The sequence below is a fragment of the Micromonospora sp. NPDC047730 genome, from assembly GCF_043204765.1.
Lineage (GTDB): Bacteria > Actinomycetota > Actinomycetes > Mycobacteriales > Micromonosporaceae > Micromonospora.
In genome coordinates this window covers 1,022,416-1,048,923 of sequence record NZ_JBIDCU010000001.1, presented here as the reverse complement: position 1 = coordinate 1,048,923, position 26,508 = coordinate 1,022,416, and the positions used below count along the sequence as shown (strand labels likewise).

Genomic DNA, 26,508 nt, shown 5'->3' with positions numbered 1-26,508 from the left:
CGAACGAGATGACCGCGACCCGCTGGCTGGCCGAGTACGCCTGGCTGCCCGACCACGCCGAACCGACCGCCGACGTGCTGATCGAGACGGCCGACGGGCGGATCACGGGCGTCACGCCGTTGACTGCCGGGAGCGACCCACCCGTCGGCGTGGAGGTGCTCGGCGACGCCGAGCGGCTGCCCGGGCTGACCCTGCCCGGGCTCGCGAACGCGCACTCGCACGCCTTCCACCGGGCGCTGCGCGGGCGTACCCACGGCGGGCGCGGCGACTTCTGGACCTGGCGCGACCGGATGTACGCGGTCGCCGCCCGCCTGGACCCGGACTCGTACCTGGCCCTGGCCCGGGCGGTCTACGCCGAGATGGCGCTGGCCGGCATCACCTGCGTGGGCGAGTTCCACTACCTGCACCACAACCCGGACGGCACCCCGTACGCCGACCCGAACGCGATGGGCGGGGCGCTGGTCGAGGCCGCCGCGCACGCCGGGATCCGGATCACCCTGCTGGACACCTGCTACCTCACCGCCACCGTCGACGGGCAGCCGCTCACCGGGCCGCAGCGGAGGTTCGGCGACGGCGACGCGCTGCGCTGGGCGGAGCGGGTCGCCGCGTTCACGCCCACCGGCGACCACGCCCGGGTGGGCGCCGCGATCCACTCGGTGCGCGCCGTGCCGGCCGGGCAGCTCGCCACCGTGGCCGGGTGGGCGGACCGGCGGGGCGCGCCCCTGCACGTGCACCTGTCCGAGCAGCCCGCCGAGAACGACGCCTGCCGGGCCGTGCACGGCCGCACCCCGACCCGGCTGCTCGCCGACCACGGGGCGCTCGGCCCGCACACCACGGCCGTGCACGCCACCCACCTGACCAGCGGCGACCTCACGCTGCTCGGCGACGCCGGCACCGGCGTCTGCCTCTGCCCGACCACGGAGCGGGACCTGGCCGACGGGATCGGCCCGGCCCGGCGGATGGCCGACGTCGGGCTGCCGCTCAGCCTGGGCAGCGACAGCCACGCCGTGGTCGACCTCTTCGAGGAGGCCCGCGCGGTGGAACTGGACGAGCGGCTGCGTACCCGCCAGCGTGGCCACTTCAGCCCCGCCGAGCTGCGCGACGCGGCCACCGTGGGCGGTCATGCCGCGCTGGGCTGGCGCGACGCCGGGCGGATCGCCGTGGGAGCCCGCGCCGACCTGGTGACGGTACGGCTGGACAGCCCGCGCACGGCCGGCGTACCGCCGGTGGGGGCCTGGTTCGCGGCGGGCGCCGCGGACGTCGCGCAGGTCGTGGTGGACGGCCGGGTGGTGGTACGCGACGGCCGCCACCTGACGGTCGACGTGCCGGCCGAGCTGGCCGCGGTCATCGAGGAGGTGACGTCTTGAGCAGTCTGCTGGTCGACGACATCGGCGAGCTGGTGACCAACGACGGCGGCGGCGAGGGCGGCCCGCTGGGCATCCGCCGCGACGTCGCCCTTTTGGTCGAGGAGGGGCGGGTGGCCTGGATCGGGCCGGCCCGCGACGCGCCGGCCGCCGACCGGCGCGTCGACGCCGGGGGCGCCGCGGTGCTCCCCGGCTTCGTGGACAGCCACGCCCACCTGGTCTTCGCCGGTGACCGGGCCGCCGAGTTCGCGGCCCGGATGGCCGGGCAGCCGTACACCGGCGGCGGCATCCGGACCACGGTCGGCGCCACCCGGGCCGCCTCCGACGACGAACTGCGGGCCACCGTGCGCCGGCTGCGCGACGAGGCGATGCGGCAGGGCACCACCACCATCGAGATCAAGAGCGGGTACGGGCTCACCGTCGCCGACGAGGCCCGCTCCCTGGCAATCGCCGCCGAGGTCAGCGAGGAGACCACCTTCCTCGGCGCCCACGTGGTCCCCGCCGAGTACGCCGACCGTCCCGACGACTACGTGGGCCTGGTCTGCGGGCCGATGCTGGCCGCCGCCGCCCCGCACGCGCGCTGGATCGACGTGTTCTGCGAGCGGGGCGCCTTCGACGCCGACCACACCCGGGCGATCCTGACCTGCGGCCAGGCCGTCGGGCTGGGTGTACGGGTGCACGCCAACCAGCTCGGCCCGGGGCCGGGCGTCCAGCTCGGCGTCGAGCTGGGCGCGGCGAGCGTCGACCACTGCACCCACCTGACCGACGCCGACGTCGACGCGCTGGCCTCCAGCCGGGTCGACTGCATGTGCGCCGAGGGCGGGCACACCGCCACCGTGGCGACCCTGCTGCCGGGCGCCGAGTTCTCCACCCGCTCGCCGTACCCGGACGCCCGCCGGCTGCTCGACGCCGGCGTCACCGTGGCGCTGGCGACCGACTGCAACCCCGGCTCGTCGTACACCTCGTCGATGCCGTTCTGCGTGGCGCTCGCCGTACGCGAGATGCGGATGACCCCGGCGGAGGCCGTCTGGGCCGCGACCGCCGGCGGCGCGCGAGCGCTGCGCCGCGACGACGTCGGGGTGCTCAGGCCCGGGGCCCGGGCCGACCTGATGATCCTCGACGCCCCGTCCCACCTGCACCTGGCCTACCGGCCCGGTGTGCCACTGATCCGCCAGGTCCTGCACAACGGAGTGCCGCAATGACGTCTGTTTCCATTCTGCCCACCGGGATCTCCCCCGCCGACGTGCTCGCCGTGGCGCGCGGCACCGCCAAGGTCGTGCTCGACCCGGCCGCCGTGGACGCGATGACCGCCAGCCGGTCCATCGTGGACGGCATCGAGGCCGCCGGCCGGCCGGTCTACGGCGTCTCCACCGGCTTCGGGGCCCTCGCCAACACGTTCGTCGCGCCAGAACGGCGGGCCGAACTGCAGCACGCGCTGATCCGCTCGCACGCCGCCGGGGTGGGCGCGCCGATGCCGCGCGAGGTGGTGCGGGCGATGATGCTGCTGCGGGTCCGCTCGCTGGCGCTCGGCCGCTCCGGGGTCCGGCCGCTGGTCGCCGAGGCGCTGGTCGACCTGCTCAACCACGACGTGACGCCGTGGGTGCCGGAGCACGGCTCGCTGGGCGCCTCCGGCGACCTGGCGCCGCTGGCGCACTGCGCGCTGGTGCTGCTCGGCGAGGGCTGGGTGCTGGGCCCCGCCGGCGAGCGGATCCCCGCCGCCGACGCGCTGCGCCGGGCCGGTCTGCAGCCGGTCGAGCTGGCCGCCAAGGAGGGGCTGGCGCTGATCAACGGCACCGACGGCATGCTCGGCATGCTGCTGCTGGCGATCCACGACGCCGCGCACCTGTTCACCATGGCCGACGTCACCGCCGCCCTCGCGATCGAGGCGATGCTCGGCTCGGAGCGGCCGTTCCTGCCGGAGTTGCACGCCATCCGGCCGCACCCCGGGCAGTCGGCCTCGGCGGCGAACATCCACCGGCTGCTCCAGGACTCCCGGGTGATGGACTCGCACCGCGACGACCTGGCCCACGCCGTGCAGGACGCGTACTCGATGCGCTGCGCCCCCCAGGTGGCCGGGGCGGCCCGGGACACGCTGGACTTCGTCCGCACGGTGGCCGACCGGGAACTGGTCTCGGTGGTCGACAATCCGGTGGTGCTGCCGGACGGCCGCGTCGAGTCGACCGGCAACTTCCACGGCGCGCCCCTCGGCTTCGGCGCGGACTTCCTGGCCATCGCCGCCGCCGAGGTCGGCGCGATCGCCGAGCGTCGGGTCGACCGGCTGCTCGACGTCACCCGGTCCCGGGAGCTGCCGGCGTTCCTCTCCCCCGACGCCGGGGTCAACTCCGGGCTGATGATCGCCCAGTACACGGCGGCCGGGATCGTCGCGGAGAACCGTCGGCTCGCCGCGCCCGCCTCGGTGGACTCGCTGCCCACCAGCGGCATGCAGGAGGACCACGTCTCGATGGGCTGGGCGGCGGCCAAGAAGCTGCGCACCGTGCTGGACAACCTGACCAGCCTGCTCGCGGTCGAGCTGCTCGCCGCCGTACGCGGTCTCCAGCTGCGCGCCCCGCTCGACCCGTCGCCGGCCGGTCGGGCGGCCGTCGCGGCCCTCGGCGGGATCGCCGGGGAGCCGGGGCCGGACGTGTTCCTCGCCCCGCTGATGGAGGCCGCCCGGGCCGTGGTGGCCGGGCCCGAGCTGCGCGCCGCCATCGAGCGCGAGACCGGCCCCCTCGCCTGAACCGGGGAACGGACGGACGGGCGGGCCGGTGGCCCGCCCGTCGGCGTTCAGGCGGTGGCCGGGGGCAGCACCTTCGCCACCAGCTTGGCCAGCTCGCGCAGCGCCTTGCCGCGGTGGCTGACCGCGTCCTTCTCCTGCGGCGTCAGCTCGGCGTTGGTCCGCTCCTGCCCGTCGCCGAGGAAGATCGGGTCGTAGCCGAAGCCGCCGTCGCCCCGCGGCGAGCGCAGCAGCCGACCGGTCTGCCGGCCGTCGACCAGGTGCTCCTTGCCGCCGGGCAGCACCAGCGCCACCGTGCAGACGAAGGAGGCCCCCCGGTGCTCGTCGCCGAGGTCCGCGATCTGGTCCAGCACCAGCTGGAGGTTGGCCTGGTCATCGCCGTGCCGGCCGGCCCAGCGGGCGCTGAACACCCCCGGCATGCCGTTCAACGCGTCGACGGCGAGGCCGGAGTCGTCGGCGATCGTCGGCATGCCGGTGCGCCGGCAGCCCTCCCGCGCCTTGATCAGGGCGTTCTCGCCGAAGGTGAGGCCGGTCTCCGGCAGCTCCGGATATGCCTCGACGTCGTCCAGGCCGACCAGGGCGACGCGGTGCGCGCCGAGCGCGCCGTCGAGGATGCGCTGCAGCTCGATGAGCTTCTTGCGGTTACGGGTGGCGAGCAGCACCTTGTTCATGAGACCTCACCTCTGTTCGCGACTGCGGGGCTCGCAAGCTCACTCCTCGCGCTCACCGGACCTCACCTCTGTTCGCGACTGCGGGGCTCGCAAGCTCACTCCTCGCGCTCACGACCCGAGAGCCTTCCGCTGGGCTTCGGCCAGTTCCACGCAGCCGGCGACGGCCAGGTCGAGCAGGGCGTCGAGCTGCTCGCGGGCGAACACGCCCGCCTCCCCGGTGCCCTGCACCTCGACGAACTCCCCGGCACCGGTGCAGACCACGTTCATGTCGACCTCGGCGGTCACGTCCTCGGCGTAGTTGAGGTCCAGCCGAGGCTCGCCGGCGATGACCCCGACGCTGACGGCCGCCACCGAGCGGTGCATCACCTTCTCCGGCTTGCCGGCCAGCGCCTTGCGCCCCGCCAGCCAGGTCACCGCGTCGTGCAGCGCCACGTACGCGCCGGTGATCGCCGCGGTCCGGGTGCCGCCGTCGGCCTGGAGCACGTCGCAGTCGAGCACGATGGAGTTCTCGCCGAGCGCCTTCAGGTCGATCGACGCCCGCAGGCTCCGGCCGATCAGCCGGGAGATCTCGTGCGTACGCCCGCCGACGCGCCCCTTCACGCTCTCCCGGTCGGAGCGGGTGTTGGTGGCGCGGGGCAGCATCGCGTACTCGGCGGTGACCCAGCCGAGCCCGGAGCCCTTGCGCCAGCGGGGCACCCCCTCGGTCACGCTGGCGGTGCAGAGCACCCGGGTGTCGCCGAACTCCACGAGCACCGAGCCCTCCGGATGGGTGCTCCAGCCCCGGGTCAGCGTCACAGGTCGGAGTTCGTCGGGTCGCCGCCCGTCAGGTCGTGCCATGCCTGCACCCTATGCGGTGCGATGGCCGGCCCGTTGCGGGGTGCCCGGTGCCCGCCGTGAGCGCGTCCCTCCTCAGTCGCACTCACGGATGCGGACGTTGAGCACGAGCGGCCGGTCCCAGCCGACCGGCACCTTGTCCAGCCCGGTCGTCGTCGCCGTCGCCCGGCACGCCTTCACCCGCCACGTCCAGGTGCAGGTGGGGCCGCCGTACTGGAAGCCGTTCGCCACGCAGCGCGTCACGTCCTCGATCTTCGCGTCCTGCGCGCCGGCCGCGACGAGCCACTCGTGCACCCGTTCGCCGAGGTCCACCGGGCACCGCCCCTGCGGGCAGGTGAACCGGTACACCTGCAGCGTCGCGTCGTCGCCCTCGACGAGCCCGTCGGAGGTGAAGCTGTGCGGCCGACCCCAGTCCGCGAAGATCGCCCGCCGCTCGGCCATGTCCTGCCGGGGCGCCCACCAGCCCACGTACCCCGCGATGCCGCCGCCGGCGCAGAGGCCCATCGCGAGCAGCCCGGCGAGCACCACGAAGAACACCCGCAGCCCGGTGGAGCGGCGCGGCGGCGCCGGGGCGGGCGCGGCCGGCGGGAAGGTGGTCGCCGCCGGGTATGCGACGGGCTGACCGGCCGGCGGGTACGGTCCGGCGGCGAACGGCGCGGGCCCGGGAACCGGACCGGCGGCGGGCGACGGCGCGCCTTGCGGGAACGGGCCGGGCGGGTACGGCGCGCCTTGCGGGAACGGCGCTCCTTGCGGGTGCGGCGGGCCGGGCGGGTACGGCGCGCCAGGCGGACCCGTCGGAGGGGTCGGCGGGTGGGGCTGCCAGCCGGCCGGCTGGACGGGGGAGTTGCTCACCGGCGAGATCCTAGGCGGACGGTCCCGTTTCCGAGGCCCCCGGTACGCCGGCGCGGCTCAGACGTCGTACGTCGCGCCGGCGCGGACCACCTCGACCGGCCCTGCGTACGCCGCCCCGGCCGCCTCCACGGTCATCGCCTCGCTGCCCCAGGCGGCCACGAGGTGGGTCAGCAGCAGCCGGCCGACGCCCGCCTTGGTCGCCGCCTCGCCGGCCTCCCGGCCGGTCAGGTGCAGGTCCGGCGGGTTGTCCACGCCGTCGAGGTAGCTCGCCTCGCAGAGGAAGACGTCGGCGTCCTGGGCGAGCCGGAGCAGCGCGTCGCAGGGCGCGGTGTCCGAGGAGTAGCAGAGCACCCGGCCGCCGTGCTCCAGCCGGACGCCGTACGTCTCGACGGGGTGGTTGACCCGGTCGACGGTGACGCTGAACGGGCCGATGGGGAAGGTGCCGGGCTGGAGGGCGTAGAACTGGTAGACGTCCTCGACCGTGCTGTCCTCCTGCCCGTACGCGGCCGCCAGCCGGTCGGGCGCGCCGGACGGCGCGTAGACCGGCAGCGGCGGGTAGGGGCCGTCCGGGGCGTAGCGGCGGACCACCACGTAGGACGCGGCGTCGAGGATGTGGTCGCAGTGCAGGTGGGTCAGCAGGATGGCGTCGGGGGCGTGCAGCCCGGCGTAGCGCTGGAGGTTGGACAGCGACCCGGAGCCGAAGTCGACCAGGAGTCGGAAGCCGTCCGCCTCGACCAGGTAGGCAGAGCAGGGGGACTCGGGGCCGGGAAAACTGCCGGCACAGCCCAGCACGGTCAGGCGCATCGAGTGGTCTCGCTGTCACGCTGCGTAGCGATCGCGCCGACGGTCGCTCTCTCGATGATCTTTACCGACGCGTGCGCCACGCTGCGCAGCCTACGCCGGCACGCGGGGCGGCAAGAATCATCCACAGGAAGTTGTCACCAACGTGACACCCGCCCCGGGCCCGCCGCGCCACCCGCGACCGATGCGTGACGAGCCGAGACCCGACGGTAGCGCTGAGTGAGCAGGGCGCCCACCGCGGCCGGCAGCCGCCCGCAGGGCCACCGCGCCTGACGGTGACCCTGCGGCGACGTCCTCAGGCCCAGAGCTGACCCTCCAGCGCCGCCTCGGCGTCGGCGAGGGTGCCGCCGTACGCGCCGGTGGAGAGGTATTTCCAGCCGCCGTCGGCGACCACGAACGCCACGTCGGCGCGGCGGCCGTCGCGGACCGCCTCGTGCGCCACCGCCAGGGCGGCGTGCAGGATCGCGCCGGTGGAGAAGCCCGCGAAGACACCCTCGACCTCCACCAGCTGCCGGGTCCGCAGCACGGCGTCCCGCGTGCCGACGGAGAAGCGCCGGGACAGCACGGTGGCGTCGTAGAGCTCCGGGACGTACCCCTCGTCGATGTTGCGCAGCCCGTAGACCAGCTCGCCGTACCGTGGCTCGGCCGCGACGACCTGGATCCCGTCGACCTTCTCGCGCAGGTAGCGCCCGGTGCCCATCAGCGTCCCGGTGGTGCCGAGGCCGGCCACGAAGTGCGTGATGGTGGGCAGGTCGTGCAGCAGCTCGGGGCCGGTGGTCTCGTAGTGCGCCCGGGCGTTCGCCTCGTTGCCGTACTGGAAGAGCATCACCCAGTCGGGGTGCTCGGCCGCGATCTGCTTCGCCGTGGCCACCGCCTGGTTCGAGCCGCCCGCGGCCGGCGAGAAGATGATCTCCGCGCCGTACATCCGGAGCAGCTGCACCCGCTCGGTCGAGACGTTCTCCGGCATCACGCAGACCAGCCGGTAGCCGCGCAGCTTCGCCACCATGGCCAGCGAGATGCCGGTGTTGCCGCTGGTCGGTTCGAGGATGGTGTCGCCCGGGCGGAGCCGGCCGGCCTCCTCGGCCGCACGGACCATGAACAGGGCCGCCCGGTCCTTGATGCTGCCGGTCGGGTTGCGGTCCTCGAGCTTGGCCCAGAGCCGCACCGGCGGCGCCCCCGCGGGCACCGTCGGAGAGAGCCGGGGCAGGCCCACCAGGGGCGTGCCCCCACAGGCGTCGAGGAGGCTGTCGTACCGCGTCATCGCGGCCGCCTCAGCCGCCGGCGACGGACGCGCGGTGGCCGGCGATCGCCGCGGCGGCGGCGAAGCCGAACGCGCCGCCGGCGACGGCCGGCAGGATGGTCACGCTGTCGCCGTCGTTGAGCTTGGCGTCGAGCGCGCCGAGGAAGCGGACGTCCTCGTCGTTGACGTAGACGTTGACGAAGCGGTGCAGCGCCCCGGTGTCGGTGACCAGCCGGGCCCGGAGGCCGGCGTGCCGGGAGTCCAGGTCGGCGAGCAGGTCGCCGAGCGTGTCGCCGGCGCCCTCGACGACCTTCGCGCCGCCGGTGTAGCTGCGCAGGATGGTGGGGATGCGAACCTCGATGGCCATGATGTCGTGCTCCTCGGTGATGATCGGGTGTGCCGGAAGGTGACGGGACGTGGACGGGTGGTGCGGCGCTGGGTCAGCGGCCGGAACACTCGTAGTCGACCGTCGCCGGGCTCTGCCCGAACATGTAGGACTGCACGGCGTGCGGGTCCACCCCCGCGTCGAGGATGCGCACCGGCTCCTCGGTCACCACGCCGTCGACGATCCGGAACGAGCGGATCTCCTCCGTGTCGGGCTCCCGGGTGGAGACCAGCAGGTAGTGCGCGCCCGGCTCGCCGGCGAAGGAGATGTCCGTCCGGGACGGATAGGCCTCCGTGGCGGTGTGCGAGTGGTAGATGACGACGGGCTCCTCGTCCCGGTCGTCCATCTCGCGCCACACCCGCAACTGCTCCATCGAGTCGAACTCGTAGAACGTCATGGAGCGGGCGGCGTTGTCCATCGGGATGTGCCGGGTGGGGGTGTCGCTGCCGGCGGGACCGGCGACCACGCCGCACGCCTCGTCGGGGTGGTCCCGACGCGCGTGGGCGACGATCGCGTCGACGATCGACCGGTCGATGCTCAGCACGTGCTCCAGCCTAACGCGTACGGGGCACCAGCTTAAGGTGGTGCCGGTCACCCCTAGTCGATCAAGGCGTTGAGCAGGGACTCCTGGAGATACCCGAGGTATGCGTAGACCGACAGTTGGAACACCCGGCTGGAGGTCGGATCCTCGGCGACGGCGTCGTCGAGCTCCTCGCCGAGATCCGTGCCGTCCTTGATCTCCAGCCGCACGCCCATCGCCAACCGGGCGTCGTTGAGCGCCCGCAGCCACGCCTCGGCCGCCTCCGCGTCGAGGCGCACCTCGCCGCCGGCGGAGTCGGGCAGCGCGGCGAGGATCGCGCCGGCCTGGTCGATCTTGCCGGTCTTGAGGTCGCCCTCGGTGTAGCGGCGGAACTCGGCGGTGCCGGACGGGTCCTCCGGGTAGACGTCGGGGAAGAGCCGGCCGACCACCGGGTCGGAGTGGTCGAAGCCGTCGGTGAGCAGGCCGACCACCTCGGAGGCGACCTTGCGCAGCACCCGGACCTCGTCGACGGCGAAGGTGGCGACGTAGCAGTCGCCCTGGCGACGGAACATGCTCACGACCGGTCCACCGTCGCCCACAGCCCGTACGCGTGCAGCTGCGACGCGTCGTGCTCCATCCGCTCCCGGGCACCGCTGGAGACGACGGCGCGCCCCTTGTGGTGCACGTCGAGCATGAGCTGCTCGGCCCTCTCCCGGCTGTAGCCGAAGAGCTTCTGGAACACCCAGGTCACGTAGGTCATGAGGTTGACCGGGTCGTCCCACACGATCGTCACCCACGGCCGGTCGGACGCCGGCACCTCATCGGTGTCCGGCGTCTCGACCGGTGCAACCTGCGGAGCCGCCATGCCCCCCATCGTGCCACCGGATCCGGCGAACCGAGGAACCGGAACGCCGGCCCGTCGTGGAACACCGCGTCCGGCCTGGCCGGGCGCGTCGGAGGCAGCCCGCGGCGGCCCCGGCGCGGGGCCGGCGGCGCGGACGACGCGGTCGCCGTCAGGCGAGCAGGATGCCGTGGTCGACAGCATCGGAGAGCACCCCGTCCAGCGAGAGGCGGACCACCTCGATCCGCCGGGACACCTCCCGGGACAGCTCCAGCTCGATCTCGCGCAGTGCGCGCTGTGCCCAGGCGCGGGCGGCGTTGGGATCGTGGTTGCCGGGGCTGCGCCAGTGCTGCCAGCAGGCGCCCGAGAGGGCCACCGCGACGGGCGGGAGCACCTCCTCGCGCTCGGCGCCCGGGCAGCTCGCCAGCGCGTCGGTGGCGCCGGCACCGGTCAGCCCGGCCACGCCGCCGGTGCTGGTCACCAGCAGCACGCGGTCCAGCTCGTGGCCGGCCCGGTGGTCGGCCAGCCCCCAGCGCACCGCGAAGAAGAGGCGCCGGCGCACGCCCGCGGACAGCGGCGCGCCGAGGACACGGCCGGCAGCCTCCTCGACGAGCCGGCGGACCGCGTGGTCGCACTGGGCGGTGGCCAGCAGCGACAGCGCCTCCATCTCCCGGTCGAGCAGCTGCGGCAGGCCGGCGCAGCCGACGCCGAAGACGATCTCCTGCACCACGCGCAGGTGGGCGTTGGCCAACTCCAGGGCGAGGTGCTGGCGGATGCGCCGGGCCCAGGAGCGGGCCTGGCCGTCGAGCCGCTCGGACCAGTCGCCCGGGTCGGCGGCCACCGGCACCCGGCCCTGTGCCCCGGGCAGCACCGGCGGGTCGGCGCTGGCCCGCCGCAGCCCCTCGTCGGCGGCCCAGCCCACCAGGGCCCGGCGCAGGTCCGCCCCGTCGCCGTCGGCGACCGCGAACCAGCGGGCGCGGGCGAGCCCCGGAACGGCGGCGAGCAGGGCTGCCCGGTGCGCCTCGACGGTGACCGCGACCGGGTCCACCGGGGCCGGCGCGGAAGCCGACCCGACCGGCGCGACGGACGCCCCCGTGCCCTCCGTCGCCGCCGGGACCTCGGGCACCGGCGCCCAGCCGGCCGCGCCCGGGGTGACCGCGAAGAAGACCTCCACGCGGGCACGGGCCACCTCGGCGAGCAGGTTCAGCTCGACGGCGGTGAAGGCCTGGTCGGCGGCGGTGACGAAGAGCACCGCCCCGGCCCGGCCCGCGGCGTCGAACAGCAGCCGGGTGCCGGCCGCCCCGAGGGCGCCCGTGTCCGGCGTGTCGACGAGGCTGAAGTGCCGCAGCAGCGGCTCGGGCACGCTCAGCTCGACGCGGCGCGGCGGACGGGCCAGCGCCGGGCCGGCGGCCAGCAGGTCGGCGCCGTACGCGTGCGGCTGGCGGTAGCCGGGCACGTAGGCGGCCCGGGTCGGCACCCGGGAGTGCCGGACCACCAGCCAGCTCCCGGCCGGCACGGCCAGCATTCCGGGATCCAGCCGGAGCACGCCGGCGAGCACCTCGGGCCGACCCGCGCCGGCCGGGCCGACGGCGACGACGGCCAGCGGTTCCTCCGGCCCCGGCTCGGTCACCCCGAGCCTGGTGGGCAGGGGACCACGGTGGGGCAGCTTCGCGGCGCCGGCCGTGTCGTCGGGCACGTCGACCGCGGGGAGAGGACCGGGCTTCATTCGAGGGCGGCCTCCCGTGGCAGGCGACCGGCGGTGGCAGGCCGCGTGGAATCGTCCGGGTCACACCCCCCGGATGTCGAAAAGACTACGGGCGACCAGGGCCCCTGCCCGAACACCTCGGATACTTAGGAGTAATCACGAGATTACTCAACTTCGCTGCGTGACGCTGCGAGCGCGGACGGATTTCGATGGATATGCTGCCTCGATGAGTCGGTGGAGTTTCGTCGGCAGGAGGGATGAGCTCAGCCGCCTGCTGTCGGCGGTGACCGGCGCGGAGGGGCGGGGCCTCTTCTTCAGCGGGAGCGCCGGCATCGGCAAGAGCCGCCTGCTGCGCGAGGGGGTGGCGGCGCTGCCCCGCGACGGGTACGCGGTGTGGTGGATCGCGGCCAGCGCCACCACCGCCGCGCTGCCGTTCGGCGGGCTGGTCCAGGTGCTCCCCGCCGAGCAGCCGCAGGGCCTGTCCCCCGCCGGCATCCTGCGCTGGGCGGTGGACGTGCTGCAACAGCAGGCGGCCGGCCGCCGGATCGTCCTCGCGATCGACGACGCGCACCTGCTCGACCCGCCCTCGGCCGCGCTGGTGCACCTGGTCGCCCGCGCGGAGAACGCCACGGTCATCGGCACGCTGCGCGACAGCGAGCAGCTCCCGCTGCCCATCCGTGCGCTGTGGACCGACGACCTCGTTGACCACGTCGAGCTGAACCCGCTGGCACCGGCCGAGACCACCCGGCTGCTCTCCGAGATCCTCGACGGCCCGGTCGACGCCACCTCCGCCGACCGGCTGGGCCGGCTCTCGGCGGGCAACCCGCTGCTGCTGCGCGAGCTGGTGTTCGCCGCCGACCGCGGGGAGCTGACCCGCACGTACGGGATCTGGAAGTGGACCGGCCGGCTGGAGCTGGCGCCCAACCTGACCGACCTGATCGACACCCGGATCGGGCAGCTCACCCCGGGCGTACGCGCGGTGGTCGAGCTGGTCGCCTTCGGCGAGCCGCTCGGCCTGCACCTGCTCAACCAGGCCGTGGACCCGGCAGACGTGGAGTACGCCGAGGAGCGCGGGCTGATCGTCGTCATGCGCGACGACCGGCGCGCCAACGTGCGGCTGGCGCACCCGCTCTACGGCGAGGTGATGCGCCGCCGCTGCCCGGTCAGCCGGACCCGCCGCCTGGAGGCCCGCCTCGCCGAGCTGCTGGAGCAGATCGGCAAGCGGCGCCGCGACGACCTGCTCCGGGTGGCGGTCTGGCGGCTCGACTCCGGCACCGCCCAGGACCCGACCCTGCTGCTCGACGCGGCCGGGCAGGCGTTCGCCCGCTACGACGTACCGCTGGCGACCCGGCTGGCCCGCGCGGCGCTCGACGCCGGCGGCGGGTTCGACGCCGCGGAGCTGCTGGCCACCATCCTGATGTTCGCCGACCGGCCGGAGGAGGCGATCGCGGTCCTCGACGCGGTCTCCGCCGAGATCCGCGGCGACCGGCGGCTCAGCCGCTGGCTGACCGTGCGGGGCATGGTCAGCTACTGGGGCCTGAGCCGGGAGTCCACGGTGGAGGAGATCGCGGCCCGCGGCTCGACGCTGGAGGACTCCGCCGACCAGGCCCGGGTGCTGGCCTTCGAGGGCATCATGCGGCTGCACCGGCTGGACACCGGCCTCGCGCTGCGGCTCGGGCAGACGGTGCTGGACCGGCCGGCCGCCAGCGTCTCCGCCCGGGAGCTGGCCCGCAGCACCATCGCCTACCTCCAGGCGGCGCAGGGGCAGCTGCACCGCAGCGCCGCCGCGATCGACCAGGTGCAGGCCGAGGCGGGCCGCTGGCGGGCCGACATGCCGTACCTGCAACTGGCCCTGGAGCTGGCCCGCGGCACCCGGCTGGCGCTCGCCGGCGACCTGCCCGGCATCGACGCGATCGTGGCCGACGAGTTCGCCGACCTGGCCGGCGCCGGGGACTTCCGGCTCGGCACCGGCTACCTGGCCATCCTCCAGGCGTACGCGGCCCGGCTGCGCGGCCAGAGCGACGCGGCGCTGCGGACCAGCCTCGAGGCGTGCGCGGTGCTCGCGACCAGCCGGGTCTACGCCGGGCTGGCCCAGGCCGAACGGGCCCAGGCGGCGGCCCTGCGCGGCGACGCCGCGCAGGCGGCCGAGGCGATGGCGGAGGCCGACCGCACCCACGCCCCGGGCATGGTCGTGCTGTATCCGTGGCTGGAGCAGGCGCGCGGCGCGGTGCTCGCCGCCGGCGGCGACGTGCCCGGCGCCGCCAAGCACCTCGTCCAGCTTGCCGACCGGCTCCGGGCGGACGGCTTCGCCGGCCACGAGGTGCACGTGCTGCACGATCTGGTCCGGCTGGACCGGGCGACCGCCCCGATCGGCCCGACCTGTTCCGACGGCAGCCGGCGCACGGTCGCGCAGCGGCTGGCGGAGCTCTCCGAACGGGTCGACGGGCTGCTGCCGCCGCTGCTGGCCCGGCACGCCCGGGCCGCCGCGGCGGGCTCCGCCGACGACCTGCTGGCGGTGGCCGACGGCTTCGAGGCGCTGGACCTGGCCGTCTACGCGGCGGAGGCGTCCGCCGCCGCCCTGGACCGGCTGCGCCGACAGCGGTCCCCGGCGGCGGGCGCGGCCCGGGAGCGCCTGGCCGCGCTGCTCGGCCGCTGCGACCTGATCCGCACGCCGGCGTTGCAGGCCGGGGCGCCCGCGCTGAGCGAGCGCGAGTGGCAGGTGGCCCGGCTCGCGGCGGACGGGGTGACCAGCCGGGTCATCGCGGAGCGGCTCTATCTCTCCGCCCGCACCGTGGAGAACCACCTGCAACGGATCTACAGCAAGCTCGGCGTGACCGGCCGGGCCGAGCTGCGGGCCGCGCTGCGGGCGATCCCGGGCCACGAGGGCGGCCTGCCGGAGTGAACTCTAGGCTGGGGCGGTGAGCACCCTTCGCCCCGCGCTGCTGACCGACCACTACGAGCTGACGATGGTCAGTGCCGCCCTGCGGGACGGCACCGCCGACCGCCGCTGCGTCTTCGAGGTGTTCAACCGCCGGCTGCCCGCCGGCCGCCGCTACGGGGTGGTCGCCGGCACCGGCCGGCTGGTCGAGATGATCCGCGACTTCCGCTTCGACGCCGACGAGATCGACTTCCTGCGCCGCACCGGGGTGGTCGACGAGCGGGCCGCCGACTGGCTGCGCGGCTACCGCTTCACCGGCGACGTCGACGGCTACGCCGAGGGCGAGCTGTGCTTCCCCGGCTCGCCGATCCTCACCGTCACCGGCGGCTTCGCCGAGTGCGTCGTGCTGGAGACGCTGGTCCTCTCGGTGCTGAACTACGACAGCGCCGTGGCGGCGGCCGCCGCGCGGATGGTCACCGCGGCCCGCGGCCGGACGCTGATCGAGATGGGCTCCCGGCGGGCGCACGAGGAGGCGGCCGTGGCCGCGGCGCGGGCCGCGTACCTGGCCGGGTTCCGGTTCACCTCCAACCTCGCCGCCGGGCAGCGGTACGGCATCCCGACCGCCGGCACCGCCGCGCACGCGTTCACCCTGCTGCACGACGACGAGCGGGCCGCGTTCGCCTCGCAGGTCGCCACGTTCGGCAAGGAGACCACGCTGCTGGTCGACACGTACGACATCAGTGAGGGCATCCGCAACGCGATCGCGGTGGCCGGGCCCGACCTGCGGGCCGTCCGGATCGACTCGGGCGACCTCGCCGTCATCGCCCAGCAGTCCCGCGAACTGCTCGACTCGCTCGGCGCCACCGAGACCAAGATCATCGTCTCCGGCGACCTCGACGAGTACGCCATCGCCGCGCTCGCCGCCGAGCCCGTCGACATGTACGGCGCGGGCACCGCCGTCGTCACCGGCTCCGGCGCGCCCACCGCCGGGCTCGTCTACAAGCTGGTCGAGGTCGACGGCCGCGCGGTGGTCAAGCGCTCCGAGCGCAAGGGCACCATCGGCGGCCGGAAGGTGGCCGTACGCCGGCACAAGCCGACCGGCACCGCCACCGAGGAGATCATCGTGCCGCAGGGCGTGCCCGACCGGCAGCCCAACGACCGGCTGCTCCAGCGGCCGTTCCTGGTCGGGGGCGAGCCGGTGGACCTGCCGACCCTGGACGAGTCACGGGAGCACCTGCGGCAGTGCCTCATCTCCATCCCCTGGGAGGGGCTGAAGCTCTCCGGCGGTGACCCCGCCATCCCCGTCACGGTCGTACCGGCCGACTGAAAGGAGCCCTCCGGTGGGCAACGCGCTGATCATCGTGGACGTGCAGAACGACTTCTGCGAGGGCGGCTCGCTGGCCGTGGGCGGCGGGGCCGGCGTGGCGGCCGGCATCACCCGACTGCTCGCGGCCGAGCCGGACCGCTGGGACCGCGTGGTGGCGACGAAGGACTACCACGTCGACCCGGGCGCGCACTTCGGCGACCCGCCGGACTTCGTCGACTCCTGGCCCCGGCACTGCGTGGTGGGCACGCCCGGCTCCGAGTTCCACCCCGAACTGGCGACCGACCGGATCGAGGCGATCTTCCACAAGGGCGAGCACGCGGCGGCGTACTCGGGCTTCGATGGGCACGCCGACGACGGCGAGTGCCTGGCCGACTGGCTGCGCCGGCACGGGGTGGACACGGTCGAGCTGGTCGGCATCGCCACCGACCACTGCGTCCGGGCCACCGCCCTGGACGCCGCCCGGGAGGGCTTCGCCACCACCGTGCTGCTGGACCTGACCGCCGCCGTCGCCCCGGAGACCACCGACGTGGCACTGCGGGCGATGGAGGGCGCCGGGGTCACCCTGCGCGGGCGGCCTGTGATCAGGGCCGCATGAGGCGGTAAATCGTTGGCGGGTGTCGTACCCCGGGCCGAGGATGTCCGGCGGAGGTACGCACCGACATGAACCTGAAGCCTTACCGGGAGGCGCTCGCCCTGCCCGGTCTCCGGTCGTTGCTGCTGGTGTCGGTGCTCGCCCGCGTCCCGCTCACCGCGACCGGGGTGACCCTGACGTTCTACGTCGTGCTCGACCTCGGGCGCGGCTACGGGGCGGCCGGGCTCGTCGGCGCGGCCATCACCGTGGGCGCCGCCATCGGCGGCCCGCTGCTCGGCCGGCTGGTCGACCGGCGCGGCCTGCGGCCGGTGCTCGTGCTGACCGGGATCGCCGAGGCGCTCTTCTGGTCCACCGCCCCGATGCTGCCCTACCCGCTGCTGCTGCCGGCCGCCTTCCTGGCCGGCTCGCTGGCCCTGCCGATCTTCTCGGTCGTCCGGCAGTCCATCGCCGCGATGGTGCCGCCGGAGCGGCGCCGCCCCGCGTACGCGCTGGACTCGATGTCGGTGGAGCTGTCGTTCATGGTCGGTCCGGCGCTGGCCGTGGCGGCGGTCACCGCGATCTCCGCCCGGACGACCCTCTACCTGGTCGGTGCCGGGATCGTCGCCTCCGGCATCGCGTTCTGGCTGCTGAACCCGCCCGTCCGGGGCGGCGGTGAGCCGACCGGGCCGCAGCCGAGGGTGCCCCGTCGGGCGTGGCTCACCCCGCGGCTGCTCGCCGTGCTGGCGATCAGCGCCGCCGGCACGCTGGTGCTCGGCGGCACCGACGTGGCCGTGGTCGCCGTGCTCCGGGAGAGCGGCGACGTCGGGTGGACGGGCGCCGTACTCGCCGTGTGGGCGGTCGCCTCGCTGGTGGGCGGCTTCGCGTACGGAGCCGTCAGCCGCTCCTTCCCGCCCCTGGCCCTGATGGCCGCGCTCAGCCTCTGCACCATCCCGGTCGGGCTGGGCGGGGCGCACTGGTGGCTGCTCTGCCTGGCGCTGATCCCCGCCGGGGCGCTCTGCGCGCCGACCCTCGCGGCCACCGCCGACGCGGTGAGCCGGCTCGTTCCCGCGTCCGTCCGCGGCGAGGCGATGGGCCTGCACGGCTCGGCGGTCACCGTCGGCATCGCGGTGGGCGCCCCGCTCGCCGGCGCCGTCATCGACGCCTCCGCCCCGGCCTGGGGCTTCGCGGTCACCGGCGCGATCGGCGCGCTGGTGGCGCTGGCCGTGCTCCCGATCGAGCTGCGCCGCCGCCGCGCCACCACCCCGGCCACCCCCGAACCCGAACCCGAGCCCGACCTGACCCCACTCCCCGCCACCTGACCCCGCCCTTGCCGCCCTCCCGCCCCTCGCCCGCGTCCCTCGCCCCTCGCCCCTCGCCCGCGTCCCTCGCCCGGCGATCTTGCACTTTCGGCCCTCGATATATGGCCTTTGTGCACTTTCGCCCGGGCAGCAAGTGCAAGATCGCGCTGCGGTTGGCTGTGGGCTGGGGATCCTGGCGTGGGGCGGCGTGGGCGGTGTGGGCGGGCGGCGTGGGTGGGCGGCGTGGGCGGCTCGGGTTTGTCTACGGGCCGTTGGGCGGGATGCCCGTCGGCGCGCCAGCGCCGGACTCGGCGTCGACGCACCTGACGTCCATCCGGCCGGTGCCGCCTCGATCTCGTCGGTGGATCGGTGCGGCCTGCCGGCGGTACGGCCCGCCTGTCCCGTCCCGCCGTCGGGCGGCGCTGCGAGCCGTCGGGCGGCGCTGCGAGCCGTACCGCTGTCCGGTCGGCTGTCCGCGCCCCTGTCGGAGGGCGACCGGGCGACGTCACCTCCGACAACGGCGACGGGCGCCGCCCCTTGTGAGGGCGGCGCCCGTCGTACGTGGTACGTGAGCGTCAGCGGCGGTCGACGTCGGAGGCGACGTCCTCCTGGTAGCTCGCGCCGCCGTCGGACTCGCTGGTCAGCGGCTTGGCGCCGCCCTCCGGCGGGCCGGCCAGCGTCTGCCCGGCGGCCAGCTCGGGGAACTTGAGGTCGAACGCGGGCCGCTCGGAGCGGATCCGCGGCATCCGGTCGAAGTTCCGCAGCGGAGGCGGCGAGGTGGTCGCCCACTCCAGCGAGTTGCCGTGGCCCCACGGGTCGTCGACCTCGACGACCGGCCCGGCCTTGTACGACTTCCAGCAGTTCCAGATGAACGGCAGCGTCGAGATACCGGTGAGGAACGCGCCGATCGTGGAGACCGTGTTCAGGAAGGTGAAACCGTCCTCGGGCAGGTAGTCGGCGTACCGACGCGGCATGCCCTCGTTGCCCAGCCAGTGCTGCACCAGGAACGTGGTGTGGAAGCCGATCATGGTCAGCCAGAAGTGCACCTTGCCCAGCCGCTCGTCGAGCATCCGGCCGAACATCTTCGGGAACCAGAAGTAGATGCCGGCGAAGACGGCGAACACGATCGTGCCGAAGAGCACGTAGTGGAAGTGCGCCACCACGAAGTACGAGTCGTGCAGGTGGAAGTCGAGCGGCGGGCTGGCGAGCAGCACACCGGTGAGACCACCGAAGAGGAAGGTCACCAGGAAGCCGAGCGAGAAGAGCATCGGCGTCTCGAAGCTGACCTGGCCCCGCCACATGGTGCCGATCCAGTTGAAGAACTTCATACCGGTCGGCACGGCGATCAGGTAGCTCAGGAAGCTGAAGAAGGGCAGCAGCACCTGGCCGGTGGCGAACATGTGGTGCGCCCAGACGCTCATCGACAGGCCGGCGATGGCGATGGTCGCGGCGACCAGGCCCTTGTAGCCGAAGATCGGCTTACGGGAGAAGACCGGGATGACCTCGCTGACGATGCCGAAGAACGGCAGCGCGATGATGTACACCTCGGGGTGGCCGAAGAACCAGAAGAGGTGCTGGTAGAGCATCGGCCCGCCGGTCGCGGGGTCGTAGACGTGGGCGCCCATGATGCGGTCCGCGGCCAGCGCCAGGAGCGCGGCGGCCAGCAGCGGGAAGACCAGGATCACCAGGAGGCTGGTGACCAGCATGTTCCAGGTGAAGATCGGCATCCGGAACATGGTCATGCCCGGCGCGCGCAGGGTCAGGATCGTGGTGATCAGGTTGACCGCGCCGAGGATCGAACCCAGACCGGAGATGACCAGGCCGATCACCCACAGGTTGGCGCCGACGCCCGGGGAGTGCTCGACGCCGCTCAGCGGCGCGTAGGCGGTCCAGCCGAAGTCGGCGGCGCCACCCGGGGTGATGAAGCCGACCATCGTCATCGAGCCGCCGAAGAGGAACAGCCAGTAGGCGAAGCTGTTCAGCCGGGGGAACGACACGTCCGGCGCGCCGATCTGCAGCGGCACCACGTAGTTCGCGAAGGCGAACACGATCGGCGTCGCGAAGAACAGCAGCATGATGGTGCCATGCATGGTGAAGAGCTGGTTGTACTGCTCGGGCGACAGGAACTGCAGCCCGGGTCGGGCCAGCTCGGCCCGCATGATCAGGGCCATCAGGCCGCCGATCATGAAGAACACGAACGCGGTGACCATGTACATGATCCCGATCTGCTTCGCGTCCGTGGTCCGCAGCAGCCGCGCGATGGCCGACCCCTTGACCGGCGCTCGGACCGGCCAGGGCCGGGTCACGACCGGCTTGGGTGCGACGGTGGTCACGAGTGGCCTCCGGTTCTGGGTTGTCCCGCTCGGCACGCGCTGGTTATCTGCGGGCCGTCATCCGCAAGGAGGATAGTCCCCGGCAGGTGGCTGCGCCGCGTGGGGTGGTCGGGTAACCTGCGCCACCTGCTCTGGTGGGCGGCTCGCCGCGACCTACAGCGGGCCGAGCAGCAGTCGGTAGTGCTCGCCGAAGATCCGACCGCCGCGCCCGCGCAGCAGCGGGTCGCGCAGCGCCGGCGGCACGTCCCGGGTCCGGTTGCGGTCGCGGGTCCGGTCCCGCACCCATCGCGTACGGGGGCGACGACGACTCTCGTACGCGGCCAGCGCGGCCTCGACGCCGCCGGCCGCGCGGAGCGACTCGGCGAGCACGACGGCGTCCTCCAGTGCCATCGCCGCGCCCTGGGACAGCGTCGGGGCGGTGGCGTGCGCGGCGTCGCCGACGAGCAGCACCCGCCCCCGGGACCAGCGTCCCAGCTCCACCTCCTCGGTGACCCCGACGTGCACCCGGTCCAGCGCCTCCAGCACCTCCGGCACCGGCCCGCCGTAGTCGCCGAACAGCTCGCGCAGCCGGGCCACCGGGTCGGCCGGCGGGACCGTGCCGGCCTCGTCGGCGTAGCAGTGCAGCCGCCCGGCGCCGAGCGGCACGGCCAGGAAGCCGGCGCGCTGGCCGAGCAGGGCGGTCCACTCCGCGAGCCGGGGGCCGCCGCGCACCACGCTGCGGTAGACGACCTGGCCGGCGGGCTGGGGCGGACCGCCGAGCGCGGCGAGGGCACGGACGGTGGAGCGCAGCCCGTCGGCGCCGATCACCAGGTCGTACTCGGTGGCGGTGCCGTCGACGAAGGTGACGCCGACCGACCGCGGCAGCAGGTCGAGGGTGCGCACCTCGGCGCCGTGCCGGACGGCGCCGCCGGCCCCGGTGAGCAGCACCCGGTGCAGTTCCGACCGGGGCAGGGCCCGGCACTCGCCGACGCCGGCCCAGAGCGCGTCGAGGTCCACCTCGCACAGCGGCGCCCCGGCCGCGTCGAGGAACCGCTGGCGGTGGATGACCTGCCCGAGCGGGCGGACCGGCCCGTCGAGGTCCAGCCGGCGCAGCGCCCGGGCGGCGTTGCCGGGCAGGTAGAGCCCGGTCTCGGCGTTCTCGCCCGGGGGCAGCTTCTCGGTGACGTCGGGCCGGAGGCCCACCATCCGCAGCGCCCGGGCCACGGACAGGCCGGCGATGCCCGCACCGACGACGAGGATGCGCAGGGGGAAGCCACCCATGGTGGTGTACGCCTCCGGAGGGGTGCGGAACGCGTTGGAGGCAAGACACTACTCGGCGCAATCGGCACACACCAGAGTCAATCGTCCCACTCCGAAACATTCCTCGGCGGGCGCATCACGTTGCACAGAGGATCACCTGCCCACCGCGCGGCCGGTCGTGACAAACCCCACCAATCTCCCCAATACCCCGGGCCGTTACGCAGCGGTTTCAGAGATGTGGACGGGTCGCGGAGAAACGACGAACCGACTGGGCGGCTGCCGAACGTAGGGCGGCTCCGGGTCACCGGAGCCGCCCTACGCGACGTACCGTCGAACGGTCAGACCCGGGTGAGTCGGACGGCGTCGGCGATGACCAGACCGCTGGCGGAGCTCCACCGGCTGACGGCGACCCGGTTGGCGTCGCCGGCCGGCAGCGTGAAGGTGCCGAGCGTGCGCCACTGCCCGCCGGTCGCCCGCTGGTCGACGATGATCGTCCGGTTGCCGGTGGTGGTGGCGACGATGTACGGCGTCGCGGCGTTGTAGCCCGCGTTGGCCGGCCACCAGGCGTCGACCCGGTAGTTCGCGGTTGCCGGGACGTTGAACTTGTACCAGGCGGCGTCGCTGGCGGCGACCGGGTCCGCGAAGCGGTAGTCGGCCCCGTAGCGCTGCGTCGAGTACGTCGAGGTGCCCCAGTTGCCGCTGGCCGTGAACCGGCCTGCGGTGGAGTTGTCCACGGTGGAGCTCCAGGCGGTGGTCCCCGCCATCTTCGCGGCGACGTCGGAACGCATCTTGTTCAGGTCGATGAACGACGGGTCGATCTTGCCGGTGGTGCTCGTCTCCCGGTGCCCGCGCGCGTAGCTGGCGTCCCGGCCCATCCGCTTGAGCACGGCCGCGGTGGCGGCGATCGACGCGTTGTACTGCGCCGCCGTCATCTCCTGGCTCACCCCGTTGTAGTCGATCTCCCAGCCGATCATCAGGGTGTTGCCGTCGCCGGCCGGGATCGGCCCGCTGCCGCCGCTGACGCCCGCGTGGTTGCAGCGGCCGGCGGAGATGACGTGGAAGACGCCGTGGTAGTCGACCAGGGCCTGGCAGAGCGGGCCGGGCAGGTCGGAGCGGCCGTTGATGCAGACGTTGAGCGCCGGGTGCGGGTTGGTGGCGCTGGAGGTCGCGGCGGTGTGGTGCCAGAGCACGCCGATGGGGTTGAAGTCACCCGGGCGCATCCGGTTGAGCCAGTCGCCCTCGACGACGACCTGGACGCCCGCCCCCCGCAGGACGTCCACCAGCCAGGGAATGGTGGCCATCAGGACTCCCCGAACAGGTCGGCGAGGCACTCGGCCTTCGGCGCGGCGATCGGCGCGGCGCTGGCCGCGGCGGGCTTGGCGGCGACGACCACCGCGGTGGCCGCCAGGGCCGACATGCCCAGGAGCCTGCGGCGGCGCAGGCGGGCGGGTCGTGGCGCGTTCATGGGGGCTCCTTCAGCGAGGGCGGAGGGGTTCCGACTGACCGATGAACTGGTGACGCGCACGCTATATCGTCACGAGCATCTATGTCGATACCCTTCATCGCCCCTATTCAGGCTGAAGGAATTTGGCAACGCCGACCGCTGTCCGGGCCCCGCCGACCCCCCGACCAAGGGTCACCGAAGGGGTTGTCAGGGGTTGCCGAGGGCGTCGATGTCGCGCATCTCCTCGGCGGTGAGCGAGAAGTGGAAGATGTCGGCGTTGGCGCGGATCCGGTCCGGGGTCACCGACTTGGGGATGACCACGATCTCGTGGTCGACGTGCCAGCGGAGCACCACCTGGGCCGGGGAGACGTCGTGCGCGGCGGCGATCCGGGTCAGCACCGGGTCGGCGAGGTCACTGGTCTTGAACGGGCTGTAACCCTCCAGCACCACGCCCCGGTCCCGGTGCTCCCGGTGCCGCTGCCGGTCGTACAGCGACGGGCTCCACCGGATCTGGTTGACCGCCGGGTTCTCCTCCGTCGCCTGGATCAGCTCGTCGATCTCGGCGGTGCTGTAGTTGCTCACCCCCACCGCCCGCGCGAGCCCCTCGTCCCGGGCGGCGAGCAGCTCCCGCCACATCGGGATGCTGTCGCCCGGGTTCGCCGGCGGCCAGTGCACCAGCCACAGGTCGACGCAGTCGGTGCCGAGCGCGGTCAGGCTCGCCTCGAGGGTCTCCCGCTCCCGGCCGACCCGGTCCGGCGGCAGCTTCGTGGTGACGAAGACGTCCTCGCGGCGCAGCCCGCTCTCCTGCACCGCCCGGCCGACCTCGTCCTCGTTGCCGTACATGGTGGCGGTGTCGACGTGCCGGTAGCCGGCGTCCAGCGCAGCGAGCACGGCGTCGTACCCGGCCTGGCCGGTGGCCTGCCACGTGCCGAAGCCGAGCAGAGGCATCCGCACCTCGCCCGGGAGCGGAACCGTCGGCTGCTCCTGGTGGTCCATGCCGACGGGTCTACCCGTGCTGACCCCCGACATGCTCCGCCGATCCGGACAACCGGGCGCCCAGCGGGCCGGCGCGGTTTGCCGGAGAATGCGGGGGTGGCTGACCGGCTGGAGGAGTACCGGCGCAAACGGGACGCGGCGCGCACCCCGGAGCCGGTGCCGAAGCGGCCCCCACGGCGGAAGAAGCCGGCCGAGGGGACGGCCCGGTTCGTCATCCAGCAGCACCACGCCCGCAGCCTGCACTGGGACCTGCGGCTGGAGCACGAGGGCGTACTGGCCTCCTGGGCGGTGCCGCGCGGGCTGCCCCGCGACACGGGCCGCAACCACCTCGCCGTGCACACCGAGGACCACCCGATGGAATACCTGGACTTCCACGGCGAGATCCCGGCGGGCGAGTACGGCGGCGGCCGGATGACCGTCCACGACCGGGGCACGTACCGCTGCGAGAAGTGGCGCGACGACGAGGTCGTCGTGGTGCTCGACGGGGAACGCACCGCCGGGCGGTACGTGCTCTTCGCCACCGGCGGCAAGGGTGGCCGGGACTGGATGGTGCGGCGCACCGACCCGCCGCCGGAGGGCTGGACGAGCATGCCGGAGCTGGTCCGCCCCATGCGTCCCACGCCGGCGGCGAAGCTGCCGAGGGACCAGGCGGAGTGGGGCTACGAGCTGCGCTGGGACGGGGTGCGCGCGGTCGCGTACGTCTCCGGGGGACGCCTGCGGCTGCTCTCGGAGGACGACGACGACATCTCGGGGACGTACCCCTGGCTGCGCGAGATGGCCGAGGAACTGGCCCCGGCGGAGGCCGTGCTGGACGGCGTCCTGGTCCGCATCGACACCGCCGGGAGGGTACGCCCCGCCCGTGGCGGGCGCCGGACCCCGGACGCGCAGTACCTGATCTTCGACCTGCTCTGGCTGGAGGGCGTGACCAGCACCGACCTGCCGTACGCGCAGCGCCGGGAGCTGCTCGACGGTCTGGCGCTCGCCGGCCCGCACTGGCAAACTCCGCCCTGGTTCCCCGGTGCCGGCCCCGAGGCGCTGCGGACCGGGCGGGAGCAGGGGCTGCCCGGGGTGGTGGCGAAGCGGCTGGACTCGACCTACGAGCCCGGCCGCCGCAGCCGGCGCTGGCTGAGCATCGACGCGGGCTGAGGAACGGGGCGGCCGGAAGCCGGGACACGAGCGGGACCACGATCCGCGACACGAGCCGAGACGGCGAGGAGCAGCGTGTACCTGACCCACCTGGAGTGCCCGCGCTGCGGGCGGGAGCACGACGCCGGCAAGCTGGTCAACCTCTGCGACTGCGGCTCGCCGCTGCTGGCCCGCTACGACCTGGCCGCGGTGGCGAAGGTGCTCACCCCGGAGCGGTTTCCGCTGCGCCCGGCCGACCTGTGGCGCTACCGGGAGCTGCTGCCGGTGGCCGACCCGCGGCACACGACCACGCTGGGCGAGGGCTGGACGCCGCTGCTGCGTACCCCGGCCTACGGCGCGGAGATCGGCATCCCGGACCTGCTGGTCAAGGACGAGGGGCTGACTCCGACCGGCTCGTTCAAGGCGCGCGGCGCGGCGGTGGGCGTCAGCCGGGCCCGGGAGCTGGGCGTGGAGCGGATCGCCATGCCGACCAACGGCAACGCGGGCGCGGCCTGGGCGACGTACGCCGCGCGGGCCGGGCTGGGCGCGACGATCGTCATGCCGCTGTCCGCGCCGGCCGTCTGCCGGCGGGAGTGCGTGGCCGCCGGGGCCGACCTGCGCCTGGTCGACGGGCTGATCGGCGACGCCGGCCGGCACGTCGCGCGGCTGGTCGCGGACTCCGGCGGCGCGGTCTTCGACGCCGGCACGCTGCGCGAGCCGTACCGGCTCGAGGGCAAGAAGACGATGGGGTACGAGATCGTCGAACAGCTCGGCTGGCAGGTGCCGGACGTGATCGTCTATCCCGCCGGGGGCGGGGTCGGCCTGATCGGCATCCACAAGGCGCTGCACGAGCTGCGCGAGCTGGGCTGGATCGAGGACAGGCTGCCCCGCCTGGTCGCGGTGCAGTCGACCGGCTGCGCCCCGATCGTCCGGGCCTTCGCCGCCGGGGAGGAGCGGGCGCGGCCCTGGGCCGACGCGCACACCGTGGCGTTCGGCATCACCGTGCCCGCCCCGCTCGGCGACGAGCTGATCCTCGACGCGCTGCGGGCCAGCGCCGGCACCGCGGTCGCGGTCGACGACGCCGAGATCCTGGCCGACCTGCGGGACTTCGCGGCGCGGGAGGGGCTGTTGCTCTGCCCGGAGGGGGCCGCCTGCCTGACCGCCGTGCGGCACCTGCGTGCCGGCGGCTGGATCCGGGCCGGCGAGCGGGTGGTGGTGCTCAACACCGGGTCCGGGCTGAAGGACCCGGAGACCGTGGACGTCACCGACGTGCCGGTGCTGCCGGTGCTGCCGGCCTGACGGTGTTAGGAAGGGCCCCTTCCTCTACACATTGCGATAGGAGGGGGCCCT

The 26,508-nt window shown here is 74.2% G+C and carries 24 protein-coding genes; 9 read left to right on the top strand and 15 right to left on the bottom strand.

The window, feature by feature from the left end; translation table 11 throughout:
* Positions 1 to 8 precede the first annotated feature (8 nt).
* Genes ACGF5G_RS05190 through hutH form a run of 3 tightly spaced genes read left to right on the top strand, consistent with a single transcriptional unit; the run spans position 9 to position 4,101 of the window.
* Positions 9 to 1,367: a formimidoylglutamate deiminase gene (locus ACGF5G_RS05190; RefSeq protein WP_393259095.1), complete on the top strand. Its 1,359-nt coding sequence runs from the start codon at positions 9 to 11 to the stop codon at positions 1,365 to 1,367.
* Complete coding sequence (gene hutI / locus ACGF5G_RS05185) at positions 1,364 to 2,566, top strand: imidazolonepropionase (RefSeq protein WP_393259093.1); 1,203 nt, start codon at positions 1,364 to 1,366, stop codon at positions 2,564 to 2,566. Before ACGF5G_RS05190 ends, hutI begins: the two co-directional genes overlap by 4 nt.
* Positions 2,563 to 4,101: a histidine ammonia-lyase gene (gene hutH / locus ACGF5G_RS05180; RefSeq protein ID WP_393259092.1), complete on the top strand. Its 1,539-nt coding sequence runs from the start codon at positions 2,563 to 2,565 to the stop codon at positions 4,099 to 4,101. Before hutI ends, hutH begins: the two co-directional genes overlap by 4 nt.
* A 47-nt stretch (positions 4,102 to 4,148) precedes the next feature.
* On the opposite strand, the gene rdgB is transcribed toward hutH, so the two are convergent.
* The 10 genes from rdgB to ACGF5G_RS05130 form a co-directional block, all read right to left on the bottom strand.
* Positions 4,149 to 4,769, bottom strand: coding sequence for an RdgB/HAM1 family non-canonical purine NTP pyrophosphatase (gene rdgB / locus ACGF5G_RS05175; protein ID WP_393259091.1), 621 nt, complete (start codon positions 4,767 to 4,769; stop codon positions 4,149 to 4,151).
* Between the two features lie 108 nt (positions 4,770 to 4,877).
* Positions 4,878 to 5,606, bottom strand: coding sequence for a ribonuclease PH (gene rph, locus ACGF5G_RS05170; RefSeq protein WP_357698474.1), 729 nt, complete (start codon positions 5,604 to 5,606; stop codon positions 4,878 to 4,880).
* A 72-nt stretch (positions 5,607 to 5,678) separates the two neighbouring features.
* Positions 5,679 to 6,455: a hypothetical protein gene (locus ACGF5G_RS05165; RefSeq protein WP_393259089.1), complete on the bottom strand. Its 777-nt coding sequence runs from the start codon at positions 6,453 to 6,455 to the stop codon at positions 5,679 to 5,681.
* A 57-nt stretch (positions 6,456 to 6,512) separates the two neighbouring features.
* Positions 6,513 to 7,259 carry an MBL fold metallo-hydrolase gene (locus ACGF5G_RS05160; RefSeq protein ID WP_393259087.1) on the bottom strand — a complete coding sequence of 249 codons (747 nt, stop codon included), beginning with the start codon at positions 7,257 to 7,259 and terminating at the stop codon, positions 6,513 to 6,515.
* A gap of 292 nt (positions 7,260 to 7,551) precedes the next feature.
* Positions 7,552 to 8,517, bottom strand: a complete 966-nt coding sequence (locus tag ACGF5G_RS05155; protein ID WP_357698468.1) for a pyridoxal-phosphate dependent enzyme — start codon at positions 8,515 to 8,517, stop codon at positions 7,552 to 7,554.
* Positions 8,518 to 8,527: 10 nt separating this feature from the next.
* Positions 8,528 to 8,863 (bottom strand): MoaD family protein, encoded by a 336-nt coding sequence (locus ACGF5G_RS05150; protein WP_393259086.1) that lies wholly within the window; start codon positions 8,861 to 8,863, stop codon positions 8,528 to 8,530.
* A 73-nt stretch (positions 8,864 to 8,936) separates the two neighbouring features.
* A complete protein-coding gene (locus ACGF5G_RS05145) occupies positions 8,937 to 9,425 on the bottom strand; it encodes a M67 family metallopeptidase (protein ID WP_350676806.1) in 489 nt (162 codons plus the stop codon).
* 53 nt (positions 9,426 to 9,478) lie between these two features.
* Positions 9,479 to 9,973 (bottom strand): DUF2017 domain-containing protein, encoded by a 495-nt coding sequence (locus ACGF5G_RS05140; RefSeq protein ID WP_393259232.1) that lies wholly within the window; start codon positions 9,971 to 9,973, stop codon positions 9,479 to 9,481.
* Between the two features lie 2 nt (positions 9,974 to 9,975).
* Complete coding sequence (gene clpS, locus ACGF5G_RS05135; protein ID WP_350702872.1) at positions 9,976 to 10,266, bottom strand: ATP-dependent Clp protease adapter ClpS; 291 nt, start codon at positions 10,264 to 10,266, stop codon at positions 9,976 to 9,978.
* A gap of 148 nt (positions 10,267 to 10,414) precedes the next feature.
* Positions 10,415 to 11,968 carry a hypothetical protein gene (locus ACGF5G_RS05130; protein ID WP_393259084.1) on the bottom strand — a complete coding sequence of 518 codons (1,554 nt, stop codon included), beginning with the start codon at positions 11,966 to 11,968 and terminating at the stop codon, positions 10,415 to 10,417.
* Between the two features lie 205 nt (positions 11,969 to 12,173).
* Here ACGF5G_RS05130 and ACGF5G_RS05125 point away from each other — a divergent pair, with 205 nt between their 5' ends.
* From ACGF5G_RS05125 to ACGF5G_RS05110, 4 genes are all read left to right on the top strand, one after another.
* On the top strand, positions 12,174 to 14,849 hold the full coding sequence (locus ACGF5G_RS05125) for a LuxR C-terminal-related transcriptional regulator (RefSeq protein ID WP_393259082.1): 2,676 nt from the start codon (positions 12,174 to 12,176) through the stop codon (positions 14,847 to 14,849).
* A 16-nt stretch (positions 14,850 to 14,865) separates the two neighbouring features.
* Complete coding sequence (locus ACGF5G_RS05120; RefSeq protein WP_393259081.1) at positions 14,866 to 16,152, top strand: nicotinate phosphoribosyltransferase; 1,287 nt, start codon at positions 14,866 to 14,868, stop codon at positions 16,150 to 16,152.
* Positions 16,153 to 16,165: 13 nt separating this feature from the next.
* Entirely contained in the window at positions 16,166 to 16,747 is a 582-nt protein-coding gene (locus ACGF5G_RS05115; RefSeq protein WP_393259079.1) for an isochorismatase family protein, read from the top strand.
* Positions 16,748 to 16,812: 65 nt separating this feature from the next.
* Positions 16,813 to 18,042, top strand: a complete 1,230-nt coding sequence (locus tag ACGF5G_RS05110) for an MFS transporter (RefSeq protein WP_393259077.1) — start codon at positions 16,813 to 16,815, stop codon at positions 18,040 to 18,042.
* Positions 18,043 to 18,596: 554 nt separating this feature from the next.
* Here the strand turns inward: ACGF5G_RS05110 and ctaD are convergent.
* The 5 genes from ctaD to ACGF5G_RS05085 all read right to left on the bottom strand — a co-directional run bounded on the left by ctaD (position 18,597) and on the right by ACGF5G_RS05085 (position 24,033).
* Complete coding sequence (gene ctaD / locus ACGF5G_RS05105; protein WP_393259076.1) at positions 18,597 to 20,354, bottom strand: cytochrome c oxidase subunit I; 1,758 nt, start codon at positions 20,352 to 20,354, stop codon at positions 18,597 to 18,599.
* A gap of 153 nt (positions 20,355 to 20,507) precedes the next feature.
* Positions 20,508 to 21,614, bottom strand: a complete 1,107-nt coding sequence (locus ACGF5G_RS05100) for an FAD-dependent monooxygenase (RefSeq protein WP_393259075.1) — start codon at positions 21,612 to 21,614, stop codon at positions 20,508 to 20,510.
* A gap of 317 nt (positions 21,615 to 21,931) precedes the next feature.
* Complete coding sequence (locus ACGF5G_RS05095; RefSeq protein WP_393259073.1) at positions 21,932 to 22,894, bottom strand: N-acetylmuramoyl-L-alanine amidase; 963 nt, start codon at positions 22,892 to 22,894, stop codon at positions 21,932 to 21,934.
* On the bottom strand, positions 22,894 to 23,058 hold the full coding sequence (locus ACGF5G_RS05090) for a hypothetical protein (RefSeq protein WP_357459210.1): 165 nt from the start codon (positions 23,056 to 23,058) through the stop codon (positions 22,894 to 22,896). Before ACGF5G_RS05090 ends, ACGF5G_RS05095 begins: the two co-directional genes overlap by 1 nt.
* A 186-nt stretch (positions 23,059 to 23,244) precedes the next feature.
* Entirely contained in the window at positions 23,245 to 24,033 is a 789-nt protein-coding gene (locus ACGF5G_RS05085) for an aldo/keto reductase (protein ID WP_393259071.1), read from the bottom strand.
* A gap of 96 nt (positions 24,034 to 24,129) precedes the next feature.
* On the opposite strand from ACGF5G_RS05085, the gene ACGF5G_RS05080 reads away from it, so the two are divergent.
* Together ACGF5G_RS05080 and ACGF5G_RS05075 are read left to right on the top strand one after the other, a co-directional pair.
* Positions 24,130 to 25,179 carry a DNA polymerase ligase N-terminal domain-containing protein gene (locus tag ACGF5G_RS05080; protein WP_393259069.1) on the top strand — a complete coding sequence of 350 codons (1,050 nt, stop codon included), beginning with the start codon at positions 24,130 to 24,132 and terminating at the stop codon, positions 25,177 to 25,179.
* Between the two features lie 75 nt (positions 25,180 to 25,254).
* Positions 25,255 to 26,457 (top strand): threonine synthase, encoded by a 1,203-nt coding sequence (locus tag ACGF5G_RS05075; RefSeq protein ID WP_393259067.1) that lies wholly within the window; start codon positions 25,255 to 25,257, stop codon positions 26,455 to 26,457.
* Positions 26,458 to 26,508: the final 51 nt, after the last annotated feature.

Coding starts and splice junctions, on each gene's coding strand:
- ACGF5G_RS05125 (WP_393259082.1), top strand. CDS start 12,174: ATGAGTCGGTGGAGTTTCGTCGGCAGGAGGGATGAGCTCAGCCGCCTG.
- ACGF5G_RS05150 (WP_393259086.1), bottom strand. CDS start 8,863: ATGGCCATCGAGGTTCGCATCCCCACCATCCTGCGCAGCTACACCGGC.
- rph (WP_357698474.1), bottom strand. CDS start 5,606: ATGGCACGACCTGACGGGCGGCGACCCGACGAACTCCGACCTGTGACG.
- ACGF5G_RS05155 (WP_357698468.1), bottom strand. CDS start 8,517: ATGACGCGGTACGACAGCCTCCTCGACGCCTGTGGGGGCACGCCCCTG.
- ACGF5G_RS05085 (WP_393259071.1), bottom strand. CDS start 24,033: ATGGACCACCAGGAGCAGCCGACGGTTCCGCTCCCGGGCGAGGTGCGG.
- ACGF5G_RS05190 (WP_393259095.1), top strand. CDS start 9: ATGACCGCGACCCGCTGGCTGGCCGAGTACGCCTGGCTGCCCGACCAC.
- ACGF5G_RS05160 (WP_393259087.1), bottom strand. CDS start 7,259: ATGCGCCTGACCGTGCTGGGCTGTGCCGGCAGTTTTCCCGGCCCCGAG.
- ACGF5G_RS05100 (WP_393259075.1), bottom strand. CDS start 21,614: ATGGGTGGCTTCCCCCTGCGCATCCTCGTCGTCGGTGCGGGCATCGCC.
- ACGF5G_RS05110 (WP_393259077.1), top strand. CDS start 16,813: ATGAACCTGAAGCCTTACCGGGAGGCGCTCGCCCTGCCCGGTCTCCGG.
- ACGF5G_RS05090 (WP_357459210.1), bottom strand. CDS start 23,058: ATGAACGCGCCACGACCCGCCCGCCTGCGCCGCCGCAGGCTCCTGGGC.
- rdgB (WP_393259091.1), bottom strand. CDS start 4,769: ATGAACAAGGTGCTGCTCGCCACCCGTAACCGCAAGAAGCTCATCGAG.
- ACGF5G_RS05095 (WP_393259073.1), bottom strand. CDS start 22,894: ATGGCCACCATTCCCTGGCTGGTGGACGTCCTGCGGGGGGCGGGCGTC.
- hutH (WP_393259092.1), top strand. CDS start 2,563: ATGACGTCTGTTTCCATTCTGCCCACCGGGATCTCCCCCGCCGACGTG.
- ACGF5G_RS05130 (WP_393259084.1), bottom strand. CDS start 11,968: ATGAAGCCCGGTCCTCTCCCCGCGGTCGACGTGCCCGACGACACGGCC.
- clpS (WP_350702872.1), bottom strand. CDS start 10,266: ATGGCGGCTCCGCAGGTTGCACCGGTCGAGACGCCGGACACCGATGAG.
- ACGF5G_RS05140 (WP_393259232.1), bottom strand. CDS start 9,973: ATGTTCCGTCGCCAGGGCGACTGCTACGTCGCCACCTTCGCCGTCGAC.